We start from the raw sequence: 20,850 nt of genomic DNA, 5'->3' as shown, positions 1-20,850 counted from the left end.
GGGACTGGGCTAAAGTTCTGATCCGTCGCCGGGAAACATCCCGGCTGGTAGCGCGGACGTAGCGCAGTTGGTAGCGCATCACCTTGCCAAGGTGAGGGTCGCGGGTTCGAGTCCCGTCGTCCGCTCGGAGTGAGGCCGCGACAAGACGTCGGGGGTCACCTCGGTGGAGTGGCCGAGAGGCGAGGCAACGGCCTGCAAAGCCGTGTACACGGGTTCAAATCCCGTCTCCACCTCGCACCACATACGGGCGATTGGCGCAGTGGGAGCGCGCTTCCTTGACACGGAAGAGGTCACTGGTTCAAACCCAGTATCGCCCACTCCATAAAAGACCAGGTCAGGGCCGGTTTCCTCCAAACGAGGAGCCGGCCTTACTTCGTGGGAGAGCCCGCTTGGGAGAAATCTGGGAGACGATCTTGCGAGTTGGCTCATAGCTCACCCTCCTGGAGCAGGCGATCCAGGACCGCAACCGGCGAGCCCGCGCTGAGCTTGCGCCGCTCCCCCAGCGCGGCCGTCCACAACTCCGTCAGGCCATCGAGCAGCCGTTGGATCATCGTCTGAGTGACATGGGCGTACAGCGCTCCCACAGACCCGTCCGCGTGCCCCATCTGCGCGTCCATGAGCTTCGACGGCGTGCCCAGTTCGACCATGAGGGTCTTGTACGTGTGACGCAGCCCATGCGGAGTCAAACCGGGCGCGATCGGTACCCAGCAGGCATCAGCCCGCCCGGCCGCGTTCCGCCCCCGCACCGGGACACCCGGCCAGGGGTCGGCCAGCACGGGCACCGGCCGCGTCTTCCGGGGCGCCTTGTCCGGGTACCAGCCCGTGGCGGCCGGTTGGAACAGCCAGGTAGCGAAGCCGTTGCGGCGCCAGTGCGGCGCGAGCGTGCCGGTCACGGCGCCTCGGACGTAGCCGAGGTCAGCGATCGCCTTCTGGACCCGGGCGCCGGTCGCCTCGGCAACCGTGGAGCGCTGGTTGAGAACGCCGGAAACGGTGCCGACCGACACGCCGGCTCGGCGTGCGACATCAGCAAGCCCTGGGCCGGTCTGGCGGGCCGCGTCGTTGACCGTCCGGTGCCCGCTGAACGCGTACCGGAACCCATGGCACGCGCAGACGGCCGGTCGGGTGCGGGCGATGTGATCCATGACGAGGTCGACCAGCCACCCAGGCGCGAGGATCAGACGGCGAGACTCATCCTTGGGTGGGCAGCGGTGAAACTCGCCGTTGTCCAGCTCGTAGAGCTGCCACTCCACCCGGACGCCGTTCGGGCGTACATACGGAGCTTCCAGCCCGACCAACTCACCCCACCGCATCCCCGTGAACCCGAGCAGCACCACGGCGACGAACTCGTCATCCCGGCCCGACAGCAACGCGGCCCGCTCCGCGATGAGCAGGATGCCGAGCGCGTCCGTAATCGCCTTCTCGGCACCCCGATGCTGGGAACGCCCCACACGCCGACCGCGCCCACGGCGCTTCGCCGCAGGGTTAGACGGGATGAGCCCTTCGGACGGGTCGGCAGCGTCCGCCAAGATGAGATGAAGCAGCGCACGCCAAGAGCGGATACTGGACGCGGCATAGCCGGCCGCTCGTTCCCGCTTCTCCCACTTCGCGATGTCGTCCGGGCCGATCGCGCCGAGCTCGTATCCCTCGAACGCCGGCAGCAGATGCTCCTCCAACCGGCGCCGGTAGTTCTGCATTGTCGAGGCGGCCAGGTCCTGCCGCTCATACCAAGTGTTGGCGTACTCGCCGAAGGTAATCCGCCCGGCGCTGCGGTCGCGCCATGTGCCAGCCCGCACCCTCGCTTCGGCGTCGTTGGCGGCTCTCTCGGCCTCGCGTCGGGTGCGGAAGCGAATGACGGCACCGGTGTCATCCTTGACCGTGCCGTACTTGCCGGCCACGATCTTGTACCGGCCACGCCACCAGTCACCGCGCTTCTCCGCGTATCCCATCGGGTCTAGTGCCCTTCCTTTCGCTGGCGTGCCGAGTTGTCCGCCGTGGCGGTGCGTGCTCGACGTGGCACGCGCGCCGTGAGCCGAAACCCGGGACGTCGGGACTCCATATCGGACGGTTGCTCGGGTGAGCGTCGCGGTGTGGGGATCGAGGGCACCGGGGCGAGCGGCTCGCGTTTGAACAGGCGGAGAATCTCGGCGATGTCTTCGTCGGTGAATAGGTAGCTGCCGCCGATCCAGCGGTACGGGATGCGGCGGTTGCGGGCCTGTTCCTTGACCCACCACTCGGAACAGCGCAGCTTCTGTGCGACCTCTGCGGGCCGGTAGAAGCCGTCACCGGGCGGGGTGGTGCTGGTCATGGCGGCCGATTCTCCTCTCGCCGTTTGGTGTCAAGGTTTGCTTGACGGTGTTCTTGCGATCGCACATCGGTCCTAGGTGGGCGTTAGGAGCTGTTCCGGTTGGTGTTCGCGGGCGAGTGCGGCTGAGGTGTTGGCGAGTAGGGCGTCGGCGGTGGTGTGCCAGCCTGTGCCGACGAATTGGAGGAAGTTGACGACAAGCGTGGTCGGTTGCTCGCCGGGTGTGGTCTGCTCCGGTCCGCTGGTTTGGGTGCGGCGGTAGGTGATGCGTTGTTGGCGCAGGATGGTGAAGGTGACGGAGTAGCGGCGGGATTTGGTGAGGAAGTGGCCGCCGAAGCCGAGCATGTGTGCCCAGCGGCGTAGCCGTCGCCAGTCGCGGGGTTGGCCCAGTTGCCAGCAGGCTTCGATGAGGCGTTCGGTGTGGGTGCCGTCGCCGTCCGCGTAGAGGTTGACGGTGTCGTCGGTGAGGCGGGCGGAGGTGTGGCCGGTGGCCTCGGTGGATTTGGTGGCGTACTTGGCTACGTAGGCGGCGACCTGGGCGTCGGTGATCTCGCCTCGCCCGGTGACCGTGATGACTTTGGTCAGGATTTGGTCGCCCCAGCCGATCTGCCAGCCCTCCGGGCGGGCCGGGTGGGGGTTGGTGGTGAAGGTGACTGTTCGGGCGGCGTGGTCGATGGCTGCTTTGAGGTCGTCGGCGTCGATGGCCGGTGGGGGTGGGATGATGCGGGTCGGGTCGGTGGGGTCGTTGCCGTCGAGGCGGACGATGCCGTGGAAGTGGACGACGCCGCGTCGTTGCATCTCGGCGGCTTTGCCGAAGGAGAGCCGGAACGGTGGCTTCCAGCGGATGCGGACCTTGCCCCGGCTGAGGTAGTAGTCGGGGATGTCCGGGATGCCACGGGCGCGGGTGAGCCGGTGTAGGTGGCGGTTGACGGCGATGGTGGTGCGGCGCCACAGTTCGCCGGCCTGCACGTTCCAGACGACTTGGGCGTCGTAGTCGTAGCAGTCCGGGCACAAGGCGGTGCCGAGCCGCCGGTCGGTCTCTTCGTGTCGGGCGTAGCAGACCAACGGCGTCCCGTGCGGGCAGATCGGGGCGTCGCGGCGGGGGTGGCAGGGTTCGGGCCGGCAGTCGCAGCGACGCCGACTCTCACACGTATGCCGCTTGACGTGGCGAGTGTGGACCTGCCCGAACGAGGGGGCAGTCAACGTAGGGAACACGGCCGGGTGGGTGGCCACGTGCTCGGGGACGCCTTTGCCGCCGATCAGGCCGGAGCGGACGACCTGGTACGCGTCGCGTTGGTAGCGTTTGGAGCAGGTGGGGCAGACCGTGGCGCGGCGGTTGCCGCAGGGTTTGAGGATCACCCCATCCGGCATGCCGGCGGTGTCCATTGTGGCTAGTACGCGTCCGGTGCCGGCTTCGAGGGTGAGGGTGGTGCCGGCCAGCCGGATAGGCCGGATGCATCCGGCGGCCGGTCGCACATGGGTGAGCCAGTCGTGGTAGTCCGGTCGGGTCGTGCGGGCCAGTGCCTGGAGGCGTTGGTCCGGGGAGCGGGACCACCAGGCGGGGACCCTGCCGCCGGGGTCGACCAGGCTTCCTAGGCTGTCTGGTCGATCAGGGGTGGCGATGGTGGGTGGCTCGGCGCATGGGGCCGTACCCGAAGCGGATGCTTCGGGTACGACGGTCAGCGTCGAGACAGTCACCGGGACGTGCCGCCCTTGGGGCGGTTGCCGTTGACGGTCGGGGCGGGTGTGGTTGGGGGGTTCGGGCCGAGGTTGAGTACGGCCAGGGCCTGTGCCGCTTCCTCGCTGGTCACCTTGATACGCGCGGCCAGTTGCGCCGGCCGGATCGGGACGCCGTGTTCGGTGCGGTACTGCCGTGCCGCTCGTTCGGCCTTGGCCAGCACGTCGCCGGCGACCACGGGCAAGGTGAGTTGTGCACGGTCCGACTCGGTGACAGGGGTGTCGGTGGTGGACGGTGCCAACTTTGATGCCGGTGGTGCCGGTTTGTGCGGCCGAGGCGAACGGGTGGGTCGGGCGGTCTGCGCCGGTACGGTGGCCTGATTGGTGCGGGTGCTGGCTTGTGGTGTCTTGGTGATGCGGGCGGCGACGGCGGCCGGGGTCGGTACCGGTTCGGCCGGAACCTTGATGACCACCGGGACCAGGTTGGGGTCCCGTCCGGTGGTGGCCTTGCGGCCACTGTCCGGGGTGGATGGTGGTGCCGTGTCGGCGACAGGTGCCGGTACGGCGGAGTTGTCGTGTGTGGACGGTTGGTCGTGCGTCGGCGTTGACGACGACTCGGGTACGGTGCCGGGCTTGGTGTTGCTTTCCCGGCGGATCAGGGCGCGCATGTGCACGGCCCCGGCGGCGACGGACGGCGGCGCAGCGCCGACGATCGCGGCCAGGACCACGCGCCAGGTTTCATCGGTGGTGGATGCGGTGTGCAGCAGGTGGTACGCCGACTGGGCGGCGACACCGAGCAGTGCCGCACCGTAGGTGTTCTTCTTGGCGAACGCGGCCACCTTGGCCGGGACGGGTGACATCCACAGCACCAGCGCGACGACGACGTAGCCGTCGATCGCGACCGGCATCAGCCACGCCATCTTCAGCACGGTGACGCCCTTGATGGTGACCTCGCCGGTGAAGCCGGCCAGGACGGCCAGGGCCACCCACGTGGTAGCGGACAGGCCGAACGAGGCGACCAGGACCGCCCACGAGGCGAACGACGCCAAGCGAGGCTCACCCGTGACGGGCTTGGATGTGGTCGCGGTGGTGGTCATCCGGCCACCACCAAAGCCGACAGGAACAACCAGCCGATGTGCCACGACTGGTCTAGGGCGTACGCGCCGGTACCAAGTGATGGGTTGTCGTCCTTGCCTGGGCGGGGTGTGCCCAGGGTGTAGAAGCGGCCGGACCCGGTCAGCTTGGCGATCCGGCGTAGCGGTGTACGCCGGTCGGCGATGTAGTGGCTGACCGCCGAGATGGCCAGACCAGCGGCGAGGTTGCCGTAGGCCAAGTCAAGGTCGAGACGCCAGACAGCGAGCCCGACAGCGGCCAGCGTGGTGTAGGTATAGGTCAGGACGTGGGCGGCGCAGGCGGTACGGCCTATCCACCCAGGGTGTCCTTTGTGGTCGGCTTGCCATTGGGTCTGCACCCAGTGGTCGGCCACCATATGGGCGGCGTAGAACGCCACGAAGACCACAGCGAACGTCGCGGTTTGGGTATGCGTCATCGCGCACCACCGCCTGCGGTGTCGTGCCGGTCGGCGGCTTCCCGCATCGCGGTGACCACCTCGGCCAAAGTGCGGCCGGTCCGGTCGTTCCACCTAGCCAGCGCGGACGCCGCGAACATCGACGTCAACGCGGCCGTGTGGTGCTCTCGGCGCAGGTGTGACACCAGCACGTCGATCGCTTCCAGTACCGCCGCGAACTGTCGGCTGTTCGCCGGGTTCTGGCGGTAGTTGTCGGCGAACACGTCCACCGGTCCGCCGGTCACCGCGATCTGGATCGCACCGGCAGAGCAAGCCGCAGGCGGCTCGCCCCCGGCGAACCGGAAGAACGCGAGCTGGGTCCAGCCGTTGGCTTCCAGGTAGTCCGCCGCGTTGCGGAGAACCTGAACGGGGTTGGTGGTAGGGACAGGGTTCATGACGTCACCTCCGGGTTGTGCGCGTCGAACAGGCTCGTTGGGATCGCGCGCGGTGGAGGCGAGGTCGGTCGGGTGGCCTGCCGGGCCGCCGCACGCTTGCGTGTGGTGCTGCGGCCGTGCAGGTCATCGGTTTGGTCGGTGGTGAGTTGGTTGACCGCCTTTTGGTCTTCGTGCCGGCGCCGGTACAGCAGTGGCCGGACCGTCGCGTAGCTGGGGCAGGCGGTCTGTTTGTCGGTGTAGCGGAAGCCGCACCCGGGACAGACCGAGGCGGCCGGGACACCCGGGTGGTGGTCGGCGAAGACCTCCACCAGGGTGGCGACGGTGACACCCATGCCGGCCTCGACGAGGCGGCGGTCCAGGGTGGCGCCGGTGGCGGGTTTGTCGCCGTAGCGCATCTGCGCGGCCTGCCGGGAGGTGCCCAGCCGGTCGGCGATCTCCTGCCACGAATACTTGTAGGGACCGTTCTTCAGACTCGCTACAGCGAGCCGGGTGGTCGCGTCGACCTCCGACGACAGCCGCGCCAGACTGGCGAGGGCTTCGATGTCGCCGGCGGCGACCCGACGCCCGTACGCCCGCAGGATCCGGCGCACGAACGCGTCGAACTTGGCGTTCTCCACCGGCTGAGCGGCCCGCTTACGCCGTGGTGCCGGCTTGCCGGTGGCGGTCATGCGACCACCCCCAGCAGGATCCGCACCGCCAGTACCGTCAGGAGCAGGGCTGACAGGCGGATGGTGGCTCGTTGCCAGCCGGCGGCCAGGTTCCACCAGCCCCACGTAATGAGGTAGGGCGGGTAGCCGACCCGGCGGGTACCCCGGCGCCAGAAGCTGCCGTTGCAGTGCCGGCGTCCGTCCAGCGGGCGGCCGGTCAGGAACCGGAACACCAGCCGGACCACCCGCACCCACATGCGGTTGCGGGCACGCCGGTTACGGCGACGAGATGTCAAGCCGGGCTTGACGGTGTTCTTGCTCACCGGCCACCCCCGGCATTGGGGTGGGCGACCGGGTACTCGTCATTCCAGCGGACCCGAAACTCCCGCTGCCGGCCGGTGTCCAGGTCGACCAGGGTCAGCACGATACGCCGGCACGGGATCACCGGGTCACAGTCGATGACCTGGAACCGGTTGACGTCGCCGTAGATGACGTCACCGGTGTTGATCAGCCGGGCCGGTGTCCACTTGAACAGACCGTTGCTCATGCCGCACCGCCGTCGAAGCCGGTGGCGTGAGCGCACGTCCCGCACAGGTCACTGGTCGACGGCCCGAACGTGTACGGGCCGCCGCAGTTCGTGCAGGCGTCGAACCAGCACGGTTCGGTGTCCCCGTGCAGGTACTGGCACCTCGAACAGGCCGACGTAGGGGTCTCGTCCGGCTGCGGTTGTCCGCAGCAGGCCAGACGGCCGTGCCGGTTGTCCCACTGGTAAGCCGCACCCTGAAGGGCGGCGACGACCTGGGAGACGTTGCGGTCGTAGGCGTCGTTCCAGTCCGCCACGATCTGCTCCGGCCACGGCATGTCGTCCGCGCCCGCCGAAGCGGTCGGGTCCGGCTGGCCATAGTCGGTGAACAGGTGATCGGCGAACGCCATCACCGCCTGGTCGAAGTTCGCGACCGCCTCGTCCGTGACCAGGTCGGCGGTCACCTCGGCGCGGCCGATCGTGGCCATCCGGATGCCGCCCAGCCCGCACGCGGGCGGGAAAGCGACCTCCGGGTTGGTCAGGTCGAACAGGTCGCGCTGGTGCCAGCCGTGCCGGATCAGGTACAAGGCCGCACCCCGCAGGGTGTCAGCCGGCGTGATCACCGGTTCGGTGACCAGGTTTTGGGTAGGCTGCATAACGCCGCCTCCTCTCCTTCGGATGGGGAATCGGGTTGGTGTTTGGGTCGGCCGCGCCGGATCGCTTTGTCAGGGCTGTGTCCGGTGTTGCCGGCCCATCCAGCAGGGATAGGGCAGGGGTGGGCTAAGCCACCTCCGTGGTCAGGGCCTCCAACCGGACGCGGGTCGCGCCGGTCAAGGCCGGTTCGGATACCGGTGGCAGATCGCGACCCATCAGGCACACCCTGCGGCCCACGAAGTCGCCGTAGCCGTGGACGTGACCCGTCCGATCGGCGTCCTGCCAGGTGACCAGCTCGACGCCGAACGCCTGCGCCCAGGCGGTGCACGCGGCGATCGTGTCGAACACCAGCCGCACGTGACCGGGCTCGAACGAGACCCGCTCCGGCATCGGTAGATCGGTCAGCGCCACCGCCGCGTAGAACTCCCGGCGTCCGCTGTTCTGATCGGTGGTCATCTCTGTATGCCTCCGGTCAGTGCCAGTGCTGGACGATGGTGACGCACTTGTGACCGCCGACCGCCAGCCCACCAACCGTGAGGATCACGGCGGGGATGGCCAGCAGGCCCAGACCGATCGAGGCGGCCGCCGTCGCCACCCACCACACGAACGCGGTGCCAGCGCCGAGCACACCCAGGCCGGCGGTGACGCCGAACCCGAGCCAGAACCGGCGGACCTTACGGTCCCGCTCGGCCAGCTCGGCCCGACGCAGCAGCCAGCGGGTGTAGAGGATCTGGTCCCGCTTACGCCGCTCGGCCAGCTCCCGCTCGGTCAACGGCTGCAAGCCGCCGGTCGGGTTGGCCGGGTCGAGGTAGTGGATGACCTGTGGTGCCGGCTGAGTGACCGGCAGGTGCTTGGCCATACGATGGCCCTCCTTCATGGGTTGGTTTCCCCTGTCCCGGATTCGGGACCGGAGCCTTTAGGCGGCGACCCTCGGCTGCGGCTTGCTGGCCACGGTGTTGCGGAGGGTGGCCGCGTAACGGGCGATAGCCGCGCAGGTCGCGTCGTCCAGGTAGGCGACCTTGACCAGTTGCGGTGTGCCGCCCTCCGCGATCAGCAGCCCGGCGCCGGGGTTGGTCGGCGAGATAGTGTTTGCCGTCCAGCCCTGCTGCGCCTTGCCGTGACCGAGCACGATGTCGGATGACGAGTCGGTCGTGCACCGGCCGGCGAACCGCCACGCGAACAGATCCCGCAACGAGGTCGGGATAATGTCCGACGACGGGCGTTGCGTCGCGGCGACCACGATGATCCCGGCCGCCCGGCCCCGGGCGACCAGGTCACGCAGCAGTTCGGAGAACTCCTCCCGCTGCGCCTTCTTGCCGACCGTGGCCGAGTAGTAGGCGAACTCATCGAGCGCGATCAGATACGGGGTGATGTACCGGTCATCCGGCACGACCTTCCGGCGTTCGCACTCCTCCAGGTAGTCGTACCGGCGGTCCATCATGATCTGTAGTCGGGACAGCAGAGCCAACGCGTCTGGCAGGCTTGGACCCACGAACGCGTCCGCGCACCGCCGCCACTGGCCCAACTCGACCCGCTTGGCGTCCAGCAGGCACAGCCGGCAGTCCAACGACAACGCGGCATGCGCCACAACAGCGTTCAGCAGCGCCGACTTACCGCTACCCGGTTCACCGCCGATCAACAGGTTGCGGTAGATCAGCGGCACCGTGACCGGGTGGCCGAACTCATCGATCCCGATATACACCGGGTCGAAGATCGACAGGGTCGGGCCGAGCGGCACCGCCGTGTCGTCCGGGGTGGTGGCGACCAGAACAGGCGACATGATCAGGCCGCCTGCCCAGCGTTCGCCCCACCGGCCGGGATCGACCAGGCGTCATCCGGCGGGGCGTCCGGGGTGAACCCGTCCGAGGAACGGGTACGGGACATCTTGGTCACCTTCGCCTGCGCGAAGCGCAGCGACGGGCCGACCTCGTCCACGTCCAGGCCGTACGCCGAACGCTTCTCCCCCTCCGGCGTCTCCCAACGCGACAGCTTCAACCGGCCCGAGACCACCACGCGGGTGCCCCGGGTCAGGGACTCGGCGATGTTCTCGGCCATGTCCCGCCACGCCGTGCAGGTCAGGAACAACGGCTCGCCGTCGCTCCACTGCCCGGACTGCCGGTCGAACGTACGCGGGGTCGAGGCGATGGTGAACTTCACCAGCGCCACCCCCGCCGGGGTGAACCGCAGCTCCGGGTCGGCGGTCAGGTTCCCGACCACGGTCAGGGTCGTTTCGTTTGCCACTACTGGCACTCCTTCACAGAACGGTTTTGTCCATCACGGACACGGACACCCGGCAGGGCACTGTGGATGGTCACCGACGACCCCCACGCGGCTGCTCGGCCGGGACTTCGGGAACGTCGGCCAGGTCCAGGCCAACCGGCGGCACAGCCGGAGACACCGGCGTAGCCGCCTCGTTGCGGATGTGGCCGATGAACACGGCCAGCGGCGACGCGATCGTCCCGGCGAGGGGGTCGCGGCGGGTCAGGTCCACCCGCACCAGCGCGGCGAACCTCGGTGAGGCGCGCACGATCCGTGCCTCGCCTGCCCAGCAGGAGACCGCGACCTTGCCGGTCTTGCCCTCCAGATCGGACTGGTCCAGACCCGGCCGAAGCCACACCCAAACCCGCTCACCAGCCGGCGTCGGCCGCGCCCACAGGATCAGCGGCAACACCGCAGACCGGTTCCGCGTCGCCGAAGACCGGATCACATCGGCGAAGCACACCCGCAGCCGGTGCCGGACCACCAGACACCACGACCACGCCACCAGCCAGCAACGGACCGGACGGGCCAGGGCGCACACCCCGGCCAGCGCCAGCACGAAGCCCAACGCCAGCAACGGATGCGTGAGGTCGGCCAGCAACGCCGGCCCCAACACCACGAACGCCACGATGACGGCTTCGAACGACCACCACCACAGCACCCGCAGCACCGGCCACGCCAGCGTCACCAGTGCCGCCGGAACCCCGCACACCAGACCAGCCACGACGCCCAGCGCCACAGCCAACACCGGATGCAGAAACACCGCCGACACCGCCGCGGTCGACACCCCGACCACCGACGACACCGCGAAGAACGCAACCCGCGCCTTCCTCGCATACGACGCCGACACCGGCGGATCAACCACCGTGATCACCCCAGGCCGGGGACCAAACAACCTGCCTCCTAGCACGGACATCACCTCCAAACCACAAGCCACGTCCCCAGTGGACGACTGCTCTTTGCGGTGAAGCCATCGTGCGCGCTACCGATGTCGCCTCTCCAGAGCGCCTATATCGCGCTCCAAACTTCGATGTCGCCCAGTGTCTCGTCTGTGTCGCGTCTTGTGGTAACATTGACTATCTTGATCGGCAAGCCGAAAGGTGGACGCGGCTTTGTCTGGCTCAATCCTGCTCAAGGCTCTTCTCCAAGAACGACACTGGCAGACGTACCGAACGTTCTGCATGGAGTACGACAAGGCCGCACGGAAGATCGACCCTCAGTTGGTCGGCACTTGGCCGAGTCGTGCGCAGCTTCACCGGTGGCTATCCGGAAATTTGAAAGGTCTCCCGTATCCCGATCACTGCCGGATTCTGGAAGCGATGCTTCCTGGCCATACGGCCCAACAGTTGTTTGAAGTGTCGGGGACATCGTCCAGACCTGACATCTTCCAGAGAGTCGCCCAGGGCCTCAGTGCCCCCGCAGAGGAAGACGTGGAGTGGGGACCCTCCACCAAGAGTGAACCCGCCAGCATCCCCACTCGGTTAGCTCCAACGAACGGCGACGTTGACCCGGTAAGCCGCGGCTTGGGTCAGCGACTTCTCGAACTACAAAAGGCCAGGCGCCTGTCTGACGAGGAAACCTTGCTGCTTGCGGGCCTGTCGGGAAGCGTGGTTGAGCTTTCGATGCGAGTCCAGATCGACATTGACGGTGAAGGCTGGGCACATGTTGCCTACGAACACGAGGTACTGAACCTGACGGCCAAGCCGATCACGCGAATCCCACGAGAATTGTGGTTCCGCTACACCAAGGGCAGCTTGTCTATAACCCCGACATCAAATGGTGGACGACGGGTTGCTATTCAGCGCGTTCACGACACGCCGACCCTCGTAAAGTTCGCCTGTCAAATTTCGCCGGCGATCCAGCCCGGCGAGTCAGCGGTTCTGGGATACGAGTCCGAAGGCGGCCAGTTCTTGGACCAGCTCTACTGGCGTCAGTCCGTCCAACGCTTCACCCGTCACCTATCGGTTCAAGTCCGCCACCAGGCAGCGGGAACACTGAGTCACTGCTCGGCGCTCGAAGAGCACCCCGACGGTTCGGAAAGCTTCGCCTCGGAGGACCTGTTGTGGGACTACGAGGACGATGACATCGTAATGAGCGTGACTCGTGACTACCTACGACCGAATCAGAGCGTAACCCTGCGATGGGATGTTGACCGTGCGACTGCGTGACCAGGTTGAAGCTACTCTCCGGGCCTGGGACGCGTACGAACGCGCACGCGGCACCGCTCCCGTGATCGACTACGACTGTCACCCGGTTGAGGAAGCGCCCGAGCCCGCCGGCAGTCGTCTGGAGGTTCTTCTCGCCCTTCAACGTCTCCACGAGCAGAGCCGGGACAGGAACGAGGAAGCGGTACGCGTCCGGCTTCAGAGTGACATCGCCTACCTCCGAGCACTTCTCGGCGAGCGTGCACCCCTAGCCGAGTACGTTCAGCAGACGCAGGGATGTCACTGCCTCGGATGGTCACCGGAGTACATCGCCCATCGCGGAGCCGAGGCACGCGCCAGCGTCGAGCGCCTGGGCGTGGAGTGGGATGCACACACCCCTAACCGGCTGGCGGAGCGCGAGGGTCAGCTCACCACGGACCAAGCACCTGCCGCGATCCGCCGCGAGGCAGCCGAGCTGGAGCCCACCGTCCGCACGCTGGTCGACACCGATGCACCGTTTGCGCTCACGGTCGAGGCAGCCGACATCGACGCATATTGGAGCTACTGGCTAGACGGCATCGGCAAGGACGCGCGGCTTCGTCTCAACCTTCGACGCGCGCAGTTCACAGAGGTACAGGCTCGCGTCTTTGCGCTACATGAGGTCCTGGGCCACGCGCTCAAGGGAGCGAGCTACTCCGCTCGATGCGCCACAGAGGACGTGCCGTGGGTGAGGCTGTTGTCGGTCCACGCTCCCCAACAGGTCCTCATGGAAGGACTTGCCCAAGCACTCCCGCTCTTCGTTATCCCCGATGACGAAGAGGTGACCGCCCGCGTGCGGATAGCCCACTTCACCCAGTTGGTACGCGCCGAGCTCCACCTTGCCATCAACAACGGCACCAGCATCGAGGACTGCGTACGCGTTGCGCAGGCACGCGTTCCGTTCTGGTCCCAAGAGGACATCGGCGATACCCTCAGCGACCGCGCGGTGAGTCCCCAGCTTCGGACTTACCTGTGGTCCTACCCTGCCGGAATCGACTGGTTCGTCTCGTTGGCAGAGCAAGCCGAGCCGAACGCTACTGAGGTACTGCGCGCAGCTTATCGCCGGCCACTGACACCGAGCGACCTAACCACCCTGTGGCCAGATGGTCCGCAGATCGGTGGCCCTGGACCACAGGGATAGCCCTGTGAGGCCGGCCGGCTGCCGGCGATGTCGACAGCTCGGCTGCCGGCTGCCGGCCGGCTGCCGGCGACGCTGTGAGAACTTTCTGTACGTCTTCAAGGCGGGCCTGCGGCCCGCGCCGCGCTGGATCCGGGACCGCGCCGCGCCTGGTCGCCTTCGGCTAGGCGCGGCGACCCGGCCCGTCACGGGCCGCCAGCGCGCACGACGAAACCCAGCGTTCGCCGGGAAGGCGCAACACTGGGCTCGGCCAGATTCGAGACAGGCGCTACGGCGGACCCGGACGCCGCGCGGGTACGACGATACCGCCATGTCCGTGCGCGTCTCGCGCCCCCGGGCAGTCGCGGTGATCGGAACACGGGCGGGTCGCCTCGCCGGCGAGGCCGGGCCTATTCGGCCCGAGGGAAGACCCGCCTCGCCGGCGAGGCGCGGCTTCCAGCCGCCCCGGACGCTCCGGGAAGAGGACAGGTCTGTACGTGCGTTCCCGATGACGCACCACAGGCAGCCAGACCGCGCCGACCTTGTCCAGGTCGTTCGTCCAGTAGGGCGCTCCAGCCTGGACAAGGTCGGCGCGGTCCGGCCGGGCGACGCCTACGCCACCGGGAAGCACCGCCCATCGCCAAACCGCGCTATTGCTACTCACGTATTCACGCGGCTCACGATTATCGTCAATATCGGCGATCCGGGGAGAGCGGATATGGACGATCACGCGCGGCACAGGCGACTGACGAATGCGACCAGCTCGTTGGCCGGATGGCTCGCGCCGCTCGCGTTCGACCTCACCGCAGCCGAGGTTACGTCCCTGTTGACCGTCGAGGTGGCTCGGTGGGCCGAGCAGTACCAGTTCGCATGCGACCGCGAGGTTCCGTCCCGGTACACCCGTACCAGCCGCCGAGGATTCGAATGGCCCGGCCTGATCGATATCGTTGGCCGACACCCGAACGGCGTGAAACTCGCAATCGAGATCGACCGACACACCAAGCGGCGGTCCCTTGACAAGCTCATCGCCGAGGCGGAAGCGGGAGCAGTCGCGATCTGGGTCAGGTGGTTCGGACAGTCGACCATCGTCGTGCCGCCCACAGTCGGCCTCGTTGAACTTCGCGTACGACGCGTGCGAACGCCCGGCGACGGAGGCTATCGGTACCAGCGCACACCCCACCTGGCATGGCCGGCTCCGCCGCCACACGGCGCCCCAGTACGGATGGCCTACCAAGCACGTCTGTTCGAAACAGAACGCCAGCCGAAGCGCAAGGCCCAGCCATCCGAAACAAGCCAGCCACAACGCACCGCCCCGCCAGACGTCGCCTGACCGACTGGGAGAAATCTGGGAGACGATCTTATAATGGACCACTCTGACAAGCAGCGTCAAACCAATGGCTACCACCAGCGCGAGCAGGCTATATAGCCATCGGTCCACGTGGCGGATCGAACTTGACCTAGTTGACACGGAAGAGGTCACTGGTTCAAACCCAGTATCGCCCACTAGAGTTTTCGCAGGTCAGCGGCTCGTTACCGATCCAGAGGTAATGAGCCGTTTCACTTCTGCTACTTACATTGGGAGCAAAATGGGAGCAGAGATCATCTAGCGCCCCCGGCGCCGCCTGCCCGCTCCCCCGTTGTGGTGTCACGCCGCGGGCAGGTAGCGGGTTTGGGCGCCAGGTGGCTGGCCGACAGCGCCCGGCACGCTCTAGTCGTTGGCGTGCCGGGCGTAATCGATGTCTGGACGTCAGGGTTAGCCGACGGTGGTGTCGGGCGCTGGTGGTAGTAGCTGCAGGTCGCGGGTGACGGTCTGGCGCATGCGTTGGGCGCGGGCGCGCCGCTGTTCGTCGGTGTCCCCGCCGGAGGCCCAAGTGCCGCTGGCGAGGTTGTCGGCCAGCGTGGTCATCGCGAAGCGTGCCTGGATGACGGCGGCTGCCTCGATGACAGCCGCCGTGCTGCTGCCGACGCGTTCGATGGCCACGGCGATGGTGGTGATCGCCGCGGCTGCGTTCTCGACGGTGGCGGCGCTTCGGGCCGGGTTGGCGGCGCGGTTGAAGTCGGCGTGCAGGGCGGCTTGGCCGCAGGCGGCCACGATGCGGGCCGCCTGCGCTACGGGCAGCAGGATCGGGGAGGCGTTGTCGTAGACGGCGTCGAGGCGTGCGTAGCCGTCGGCGAGGACGCCGACGAGTGAGGGTACGACGTCATCGTCGTCAAACCCCCGCAGCAGGGCTTGGTGTTGGCTGATGCCCAGGGCCGTCGCGACCTGCCGGATGCGCTCGGCAAGGAATGCCTCCGCGGCTCCGTCGTAGAGGATAAGGCCGCGTGCGGCGGCCGCGTCGTGGAGCTTGGCGGCGAGGTCCTTGAACTTGCGGCGGTCGGATAGGGCGGTCACCTCGTGACTCCTGTCGATTGGGCGCCGCCGCTGGCGGGCCGTGAGGTGCGTCCCCGTGGGCGAACGAGCCGAACACCTACAACTCGGTGACGATGCGCAACGGCCACGAGCCGGCGCCGGCGCCGAGCCGGTGGAGCGTCTGTTGGGGCCAGGCGGAGGCCGCGCTCGCACTTCATGCAGTCCAGTGTCCTTGGGAGGATGGGTTGGGGGTAGTTGACAGGGTCGATGTGGCGGTTAGATCGCGGCTAGATCCGGTCGGCGTGCGAGAGCCGGCGGGCGGCCTTGACCGCGCGGCGTTGTGCGGCGTCGGCGGCGTACCGGTCGAGCATGGCCCGGGTCTTCCAGCCGAAGATCCGCATGGCGTCGCCCTCGCGCAGCCCGGCTTCGACCTCCGGCGGCTTGCGGTCCGTGCGGCGTTCGTGGATCCGGGCGGCCAACACGACGACCCTGGCCAGCGAGTGGCGGCCGGCGACCCGAATGTGGTGGGACGGCTTGGCCACCCCGGTGCCGGTGATCTTCCATCCGGCGGCCGCTGCCGGGACGGTGGCGCGGGTGCCGGCTGGTCGTGTCATGCCCTGATCCCCTTCCAGGTATGGGCGGACGCCGGGCTCGACGTCCCGGACGGGTCGACGTGGACGGTTTCCTCGCCGGCGTGCGCCGCACGCCCACCCGCGACCGCTGGTCGTGTCGGTACGCGGCCGGCGGCGGCCAGGAATCCCGCCACGAACGGGCTCCCGGCAACCTCCGGCGCCAGCCCGGCATCAGCCGGGTCGGTGCGCCAGTCGGTGACCGGTACCAGGTCGGCAGGTCCGCCCCCGGCCGGGGTGGGGTGGACCAGGTCGAGGCCGTCGAACAGGCTCCGGATCTGGCGGCGCGTCCGCACCTGCAACGGCGTCGGGGTACCCGCGTACACCCGCTGGACACTGTCGGTTCGGGCGGTGGCTTCGGTGCGGCTGGCGTGCGAAACCACCAGATAGCTGCCGGCCACCAGCGGCCGGCGAAACTCGGCGACCAGGCCGCCGATATCAGAAGTCGATCAGGCGACGGGTGTGATCGTGGCCCAGGACCGTCGCCGGCTCGCGGATGTCGGCCTGGACCACCCCGGTGTTGGACACACCGGCGAGTACGGCGCGCGCGTGCGCCACCGCGACCGGCTCGTTGTCGACATACACAACCCGAGCCTGCGGGGCGACCGCTTGAGCGACCTCGTGCACGTTTCCGGCCGCGGGGATGCCCGAGCCCAGGTCGAGGAACTGGCGCACACCATGCTCCGCCGCGTACGTCACCGCGCGGCGCAGGAACCCACGGTTGGCGTGCGCCGTGACCCTTACCTCCGGCGCGACCGCCAGCACCCGGTGGGCGGCTTCCCGATCGGCGTGGAAGTGGTGGCCGCCGCCGAGCAGGTAGTCGTACATGCGGGCCGCGTTCGGCCGCTCCACGTCGACCTCCGACGGCCCCCAACCGTTCGCGTCACTCACCGCCACCACCACCCGCCCACCATCGACCTGCGGACCGGGGCCGGGTCGTCTGCGCCGGGGGGGGGGGGCGCCCCCCCCCCGGGGGGGGGGGGGGGGGGGGCCCCCCCGGGGGGGGCGGGCCCCCGGGGGGGGGGGGGGGCGGCGGGGGGGCCCGGGGCCGGGCCGGCGGCGCCGGGGGGGTCCGCCGCCCCCCCCGGGGGTGTGGCGGGCGGCGTACCACCCCGGCGTGCCGCGGCCCGACGTTCGGAGTCGTCGCGGCCGGGCGGCACGGGCCACCGCTGAGCCGGCCGGGGGGCGGGCGGCGGCGCCGTGCGGGTGTTGGCCACCGGGGCTGGCCAGAAGCATCGTGGGCATCACCAACGCCGTCCCTCACCCCAGTACCGGCCGGCGGCCCTGCTCGACATACAAGATGTAGTAGCGGACCAGCCCGGGCGGCGCCGGCAGATACTCATGCCCGCCGGTCGAGCGTTGCTGCGAGGCCAACAGCCGACCGGTGGCCGGGTCGAACACCAGCAGGTACTCCACACCAGCAGCCGTGTAGACGACCGCGTCACCGGTGCGGCCCAGCCGATCCGCCACCCCCGAGCTGAACGACAGCCCAGCAACGTCGGCCAGAACCTGAAAAACGGCACGACGCACCGGCAGATCCACGTAGTGCGAGGCGTACAACTCGTCCACCGCACGCACCATCGCCTGCGGCCCATCCGGCATCGGATCAACCGCGGCCAGCTGGGCCGCCAACCCGGCCGAGTCGCTCGCCAACGGTACGGTGATCGGACTGCGCCGGTTCCCCACCGGATAGTCGATACGCCTTGTCGTCCCGGCGGCGAACTCGGCGCCGGTACTACGAAAACCCGGGTGGGCGCCGGTCAAGGCGTAGTCCGGCCAGTTCTCCACCTCGATGCCCCGGCCGGAGCCGTCCACCGCTTCCCACCGGCGGATGTCGACCGCGAACACCGCCGGGGTGTCCTCGCAGACCCCCGACCGGGCCGGCGTGCCGGTGGTATCCAGGATCCAGCGCCGCTGATGATGGTAAGCCACCCCCGCCTCAGACTCCGCCGGCACGGTAGTGACCGAACCGGCCATCCGCAGCAAGTGTTCGCGCGCCGGAACCGGCCGCACAGACCGAAAACCGCCAGACGGACGGGTACCCAGCGCGGCGACGGCCCCGGCCCGACACGGGTCCGGCTCAGAAACCCACACCCCCACCACCGCCACGGCAAGCAGCAGCATCCCGGCCACGACCAGCGCAGTCCGGCGCGGGTGGGCCAGGGCCGACGGTGTCACAACTTCGGTCAACAGGAAGTCCTCAATCGATATAGCGGGCGGAAGCCAGCCGGGCACTGGACAGGGCTGTACAACGGGTTGGATCGCGGTCAGGGCGAAGCAAGGCGGTAACGGCCGGCCTCGACCAGAACGGCCAGCGCCGTCCGCCGCTGCGGGCAGCAGGCGGTCGCACACCGCAGGTGCTCCCGCATCACCACGTGGGCCCGCTCAACCGTCAACGCCTCCGAAGACGACCGACAGGCAGCCACCACGGCAGCAGTCTGGACGGTCTCGGTCACGATCGGCCTCCTTGGCGTTGTGGGTCGGTCTATGCGGGGTCTGTGAACGCAGGATGTCCCGCACCGTGGGGCCGGTGCTCTCGGCGACGTGCCGATCGAGCCGGCGCCGCACGGCTGCGACCGCGCGGTAGCCGGCGACACCACCCGCCCGCTCGGATCTGGAGCCAGCCGCACCCGCTGCACCGGCAGCCCTCCACCCGCCGGCGTTCCCGACCCCCGCCGAGCGCGTCGTCCACCGACCCATCGACGCCGCAACCGGCCCGCTGCTGGAGACAAACCGCCGCTGCTGTTCGGTCACCGCCGCAGCCGCAGCCGGAACCAGAAGGCGGGCCTCGGCCCGGGCGCGCAGCTGCGCCGCGGTCGCCTGCCGTGGTTGCACCACCGCAGCGGGACGGCACGCCAGCACCTGCTGCCGTACCAGATCGTCGTCACGTTCGTCCATGAATACGCTTCCTCCCTTGGGGTGCCGGTTCGATGCCGCCGGTAGCCACGAACCGCTCGGCACGACCGATCACCACCCGTTTGCGGGGACAGGGCCGCGCCGCGATCGAGGTCGCCGGGGCATTGCGCGGCTGCACGGTCTGGGCGGCGGGTGGTCGGGGTCGAAGGGTGCAGTCCAGACGCGGCGTGGGCACGCCCGGCCCGGGGAGGCGGGTGGTTCGGGGTGCTGCCACTGCGCTTCCCTTCGACCCCGACCGGTTGTCCGCCCGCCGGATGGGGGGAAATCCGGCCGGCAGACAGTCCATAGTGGAGCGCCAAGACGGGTTGTTGTCGGCGTGGCCTCCAGTCGGGTAGTGAGCAGGACCCATGCACGCACGCCGGTACAGGTTTCGAGCACTAGCCTGGAACGACGCCGTCGACCACCGTCGACCCTCCAATCTGCGATGTCCGCTCATCGTGTGCGACAGCACGTCGCACCATCCCCCACATCGGCGGTCCGCTATCGGGAAGGAAAAACGGGGTCCCCCGACGTGGTTGGTAGCCATGCCGGACGTACAGGTCGACCGCACCGGACGAGGTGGCGACCAGGTAGGCGGGCAGGCCCGCCGTGTCGAGTCGCTCGTTGCGGTGGCGCAGCAACGCGCTGCCCAGGCCGGTGCACTGCCGGTCCGGGTGGACGCCGAGCCAGGCCAGGTAGTGGTGCGGTGTGCGGGGATGGTGGGCGGCGAAGGTGTCGTCGAGGAGCCGGAACCGGTCCGCGTACGGGCCGCAGGCGGTGGTGCGGAGCTGGTCGTAGGCGGCCAGGTCCGGTGGGGTGTAGGCGTAGTCGAACCAGACCGAGGCCGCGTCGACCGGGTCGGTGACTTCGATGTAGCCGTGTGCGAGGGTGAAGCCGACCAGCGCGCGGCACAGCCGCTGGTAGACGGTGCGGCGTTCGTCCCGGTCGGGTATCAGCCACGGGGCGTCGGGGGTGTCCAGGAACGCCTCGACCAGGATCTTGGTGATCTGGTCGGTGTCCGCGCTGGTGGCGATACGGACGTGCGGGCCGGCGGGTGTGTCGGTCACGGCAGGGGTTTCCTCACAGGTGTCGTCGGTCGAAGCGGGGGTCTTCATCAGCGGTTCACCGAAGCGGCGGTGGTGGGTGCGTCGGCGCCGCTGCCGACCCGGGCGTACACGTCGGGGCGGGTACGGTGCAGCCAAGCCGCCAACGCCAGCCCGGCCAGAGCGGCGGCCAGGTAGCCGCCGGGAATCACCCACCGGGCCGGCGAGCCGGGATCGACGTCGAGCAGGATGGGGAACTGGTCCAGGCTGGCAACCAGGACGACGGCCAGCAGCACCCCGGAGATCGTCGGGGCGACCCGCCGGTGCAAGGCGGTCTCGCCGGTGAACGGGGTCCGGTGGAAGTAGACGATCACCGCGACGCTGGTGGCGGTCATCAGGATCAGCACACCGAACCCGCCCGCCACGGTCCCCCAGAACAGCAGGTGGGTCAGCGGGTCGTCGAACCCGGCCGCGAGGTAGCCGACCAACACCACGACCGCGATGAGGCTATGCACCAGGGACGCACGGGCGGGTGCACCGGTGTGCCGTCCCGCAGTGCCCAACACGGCGGGCAGGACACCTTCGCGGCCCAACGCGTACAGGTAGCGG

Annotated in this window: 25 protein-coding genes, 3 tRNA genes and 1 pseudogene; 6 read left to right on the top strand and 23 right to left on the bottom strand. The window is 68.8% G+C overall.

Features of this window, described 5'->3' with window-relative positions; all coding sequences use genetic code 11:
* Nucleotides 1-52 precede the first annotated feature (52 nt).
* From RB614_RS37585 to RB614_RS37575, 3 genes are all read left to right on the top strand, one after another.
* Nucleotides 53-125 (top strand) — tRNA-Gly (locus RB614_RS37585).
* A 37-nt stretch (nt 126-162) separates the two neighbouring features.
* Nucleotides 163-233, top strand: a tRNA-Cys gene (locus RB614_RS37580).
* Nucleotides 234-245: 12 nt separating this feature from the next.
* Nucleotides 246-317: transfer RNA gene (locus tag RB614_RS37575), tRNA-Val, on the top strand.
* Nucleotides 318-425: 108 nt separating this feature from the next.
* On the opposite strand, the gene RB614_RS37570 is transcribed toward RB614_RS37575, so the two are convergent.
* The 15 genes from RB614_RS37570 to RB614_RS37500 form a co-directional block, all read right to left on the bottom strand.
* Nucleotides 426-1,946: a LacI family DNA-binding transcriptional regulator gene (locus tag RB614_RS37570; protein WP_308717471.1), complete on the bottom strand. Its 1,521-nt coding sequence runs from the start codon at nt 1,944-1,946 to the stop codon at nt 426-428.
* 5 nt (nt 1,947-1,951) lie between these two features.
* Nucleotides 1,952-2,305 carry a helix-turn-helix domain-containing protein gene (locus RB614_RS37565; RefSeq protein WP_308717470.1) on the bottom strand — a complete coding sequence of 118 codons (354 nt, stop codon included), beginning with the start codon at nt 2,303-2,305 and terminating at the stop codon, nt 1,952-1,954.
* A 72-nt stretch (nt 2,306-2,377) separates the two neighbouring features.
* Complete coding sequence (locus tag RB614_RS37560) at nt 2,378-4,000, bottom strand: replication initiator (protein WP_428983188.1); 1,623 nt, start codon at nt 3,998-4,000, stop codon at nt 2,378-2,380.
* On the bottom strand, nt 3,997-5,076 hold the full coding sequence (locus tag RB614_RS37555) for a hypothetical protein (RefSeq protein WP_308717468.1): 1,080 nt from the start codon (nt 5,074-5,076) through the stop codon (nt 3,997-3,999). Before RB614_RS37555 ends, RB614_RS37560 begins: the two co-directional genes overlap by 4 nt.
* Nucleotides 5,073-5,528, bottom strand: a complete 456-nt coding sequence (locus RB614_RS37550) for a DUF3307 domain-containing protein (protein ID WP_308717467.1) — start codon at nt 5,526-5,528, stop codon at nt 5,073-5,075. Before RB614_RS37550 ends, RB614_RS37555 begins: the two co-directional genes overlap by 4 nt.
* Complete coding sequence (locus RB614_RS37545) at nt 5,525-5,941, bottom strand: DUF6197 family protein (protein WP_308717466.1); 417 nt, start codon at nt 5,939-5,941, stop codon at nt 5,525-5,527. Before RB614_RS37545 ends, RB614_RS37550 begins: the two co-directional genes overlap by 4 nt.
* Complete coding sequence (locus RB614_RS37540) at nt 5,938-6,609, bottom strand: hypothetical protein (protein ID WP_308717465.1); 672 nt, start codon at nt 6,607-6,609, stop codon at nt 5,938-5,940. Before RB614_RS37540 ends, RB614_RS37545 begins: the two co-directional genes overlap by 4 nt.
* Entirely contained in the window at nt 6,606-6,911 is a 306-nt protein-coding gene (locus RB614_RS37535) for a hypothetical protein (RefSeq protein WP_308717464.1), read from the bottom strand. Before RB614_RS37535 ends, RB614_RS37540 begins: the two co-directional genes overlap by 4 nt.
* Nucleotides 6,908-7,135: a hypothetical protein gene (locus tag RB614_RS37530; protein ID WP_308717463.1), complete on the bottom strand. Its 228-nt coding sequence runs from the start codon at nt 7,133-7,135 to the stop codon at nt 6,908-6,910. The genes RB614_RS37535 and RB614_RS37530 overlap by 4 nt, the downstream gene beginning before the upstream one ends.
* Nucleotides 7,132-7,767 (bottom strand): DUF6197 family protein, encoded by a 636-nt coding sequence (locus RB614_RS37525; RefSeq protein ID WP_308717462.1) that lies wholly within the window; start codon nt 7,765-7,767, stop codon nt 7,132-7,134. The genes RB614_RS37530 and RB614_RS37525 overlap by 4 nt, the downstream gene beginning before the upstream one ends.
* 124 nt (nt 7,768-7,891) lie before the next feature.
* Complete coding sequence (locus tag RB614_RS37520) at nt 7,892-8,221, bottom strand: glycosyltransferase family protein (RefSeq protein WP_308717461.1); 330 nt, start codon at nt 8,219-8,221, stop codon at nt 7,892-7,894.
* A 16-nt stretch (nt 8,222-8,237) separates the two neighbouring features.
* Nucleotides 8,238-8,624, bottom strand: coding sequence for a hypothetical protein (locus RB614_RS37515; RefSeq protein WP_308717460.1), 387 nt, complete (start codon nt 8,622-8,624; stop codon nt 8,238-8,240).
* Between the two features lie 57 nt (nt 8,625-8,681).
* Complete coding sequence (locus RB614_RS37510; protein ID WP_308717459.1) at nt 8,682-9,545, bottom strand: FtsK/SpoIIIE domain-containing protein; 864 nt, start codon at nt 9,543-9,545, stop codon at nt 8,682-8,684.
* Between the two features lie 2 nt (nt 9,546-9,547).
* Complete coding sequence (locus RB614_RS37505; protein WP_308717458.1) at nt 9,548-10,006, bottom strand: single-stranded DNA-binding protein; 459 nt, start codon at nt 10,004-10,006, stop codon at nt 9,548-9,550.
* Nucleotides 10,007-10,076: 70 nt separating this feature from the next.
* Nucleotides 10,077-10,898, bottom strand: coding sequence for a hypothetical protein (locus RB614_RS37500; RefSeq protein ID WP_308717457.1), 822 nt, complete (start codon nt 10,896-10,898; stop codon nt 10,077-10,079).
* Between the two features lie 307 nt (nt 10,899-11,205).
* Between RB614_RS37500 and RB614_RS37495 the strand changes: the two genes are divergently transcribed.
* The 3 genes from RB614_RS37495 (at nt 11,206) to RB614_RS37485 (ending at nt 14,654) form a co-directional block, all read left to right on the top strand.
* The gene (locus RB614_RS37495; RefSeq protein WP_308717456.1) at nt 11,206-12,192 is read left to right on the top strand and encodes a hypothetical protein; all 987 of its coding nucleotides are present in this window, start codon (nt 11,206-11,208) and stop codon (nt 12,190-12,192) included.
* Nucleotides 12,179-13,348 (top strand): hypothetical protein, encoded by a 1,170-nt coding sequence (locus RB614_RS37490; RefSeq protein ID WP_308717455.1) that lies wholly within the window; start codon nt 12,179-12,181, stop codon nt 13,346-13,348. Before RB614_RS37495 ends, RB614_RS37490 begins: the two co-directional genes overlap by 14 nt.
* Before the next feature lie 484 nt (nt 13,349-13,832).
* The gene (locus tag RB614_RS37485) at nt 13,833-14,654 is read left to right on the top strand and encodes a hypothetical protein (RefSeq protein ID WP_308717454.1); all 822 of its coding nucleotides are present in this window, start codon (nt 13,833-13,835) and stop codon (nt 14,652-14,654) included.
* Between the two features lie 423 nt (nt 14,655-15,077).
* Here RB614_RS37485 and RB614_RS37480 read toward each other — a convergent pair whose 3' ends face one another.
* The 8 genes and pseudogenes from RB614_RS37480 to RB614_RS37445 form a co-directional block, all read right to left on the bottom strand.
* The gene (locus tag RB614_RS37480) at nt 15,078-15,716 is read right to left on the bottom strand and encodes a hypothetical protein (protein ID WP_308717453.1); all 639 of its coding nucleotides are present in this window, start codon (nt 15,714-15,716) and stop codon (nt 15,078-15,080) included.
* A gap of 245 nt (nt 15,717-15,961) precedes the next feature.
* Complete coding sequence (locus tag RB614_RS37475) at nt 15,962-16,288, bottom strand: hypothetical protein (RefSeq protein ID WP_308717452.1); 327 nt, start codon at nt 16,286-16,288, stop codon at nt 15,962-15,964.
* Nucleotides 16,285-16,704 carry an SAM-dependent methyltransferase gene (locus RB614_RS37470; RefSeq protein ID WP_308717451.1) on the bottom strand — a complete coding sequence of 140 codons (420 nt, stop codon included), beginning with the start codon at nt 16,702-16,704 and terminating at the stop codon, nt 16,285-16,287. Before RB614_RS37470 ends, RB614_RS37475 begins: the two co-directional genes overlap by 4 nt.
* A gap of 37 nt (nt 16,705-16,741) precedes the next feature.
* On the bottom strand, nt 16,742-17,194 hold the full coding sequence (locus RB614_RS37465) for an SAM-dependent methyltransferase (protein WP_308717450.1): 453 nt from the start codon (nt 17,192-17,194) through the stop codon (nt 16,742-16,744).
* 369 nt (nt 17,195-17,563) lie between these two features.
* Nucleotides 17,564-18,493 carry a hypothetical protein gene (locus tag RB614_RS37460; RefSeq protein WP_308717449.1) on the bottom strand — a complete coding sequence of 310 codons (930 nt, stop codon included), beginning with the start codon at nt 18,491-18,493 and terminating at the stop codon, nt 17,564-17,566.
* Nucleotides 18,494-18,688: 195 nt separating this feature from the next.
* On the bottom strand, nt 18,689-19,201 hold the full coding sequence (locus RB614_RS37455) for a hypothetical protein (RefSeq protein ID WP_308717448.1): 513 nt from the start codon (nt 19,199-19,201) through the stop codon (nt 18,689-18,691).
* 395 nt (nt 19,202-19,596) lie between these two features.
* Entirely contained in the window at nt 19,597-20,265 is a 669-nt protein-coding gene (locus RB614_RS37450) for a GNAT family N-acetyltransferase (protein WP_308716373.1), read from the bottom strand.
* A gap of 47 nt (nt 20,266-20,312) precedes the next feature.
* Nucleotides 20,313-20,850, bottom strand: a pseudogene (locus RB614_RS37445) (amino acid permease); the annotation flags it as partial.

Origin of the sequence: Phytohabitans maris, assembly GCF_031085175.1 — a bacterium.
In the GTDB taxonomy this organism is placed as follows: Bacteria; Actinomycetota; Actinomycetes; order Mycobacteriales; family Micromonosporaceae; genus Phytohabitans; species Phytohabitans maris.
The sequence above is the reverse complement of the archived record's forward strand: the minus strand, read 5'-3'. Positions and strand labels throughout refer to the sequence as shown.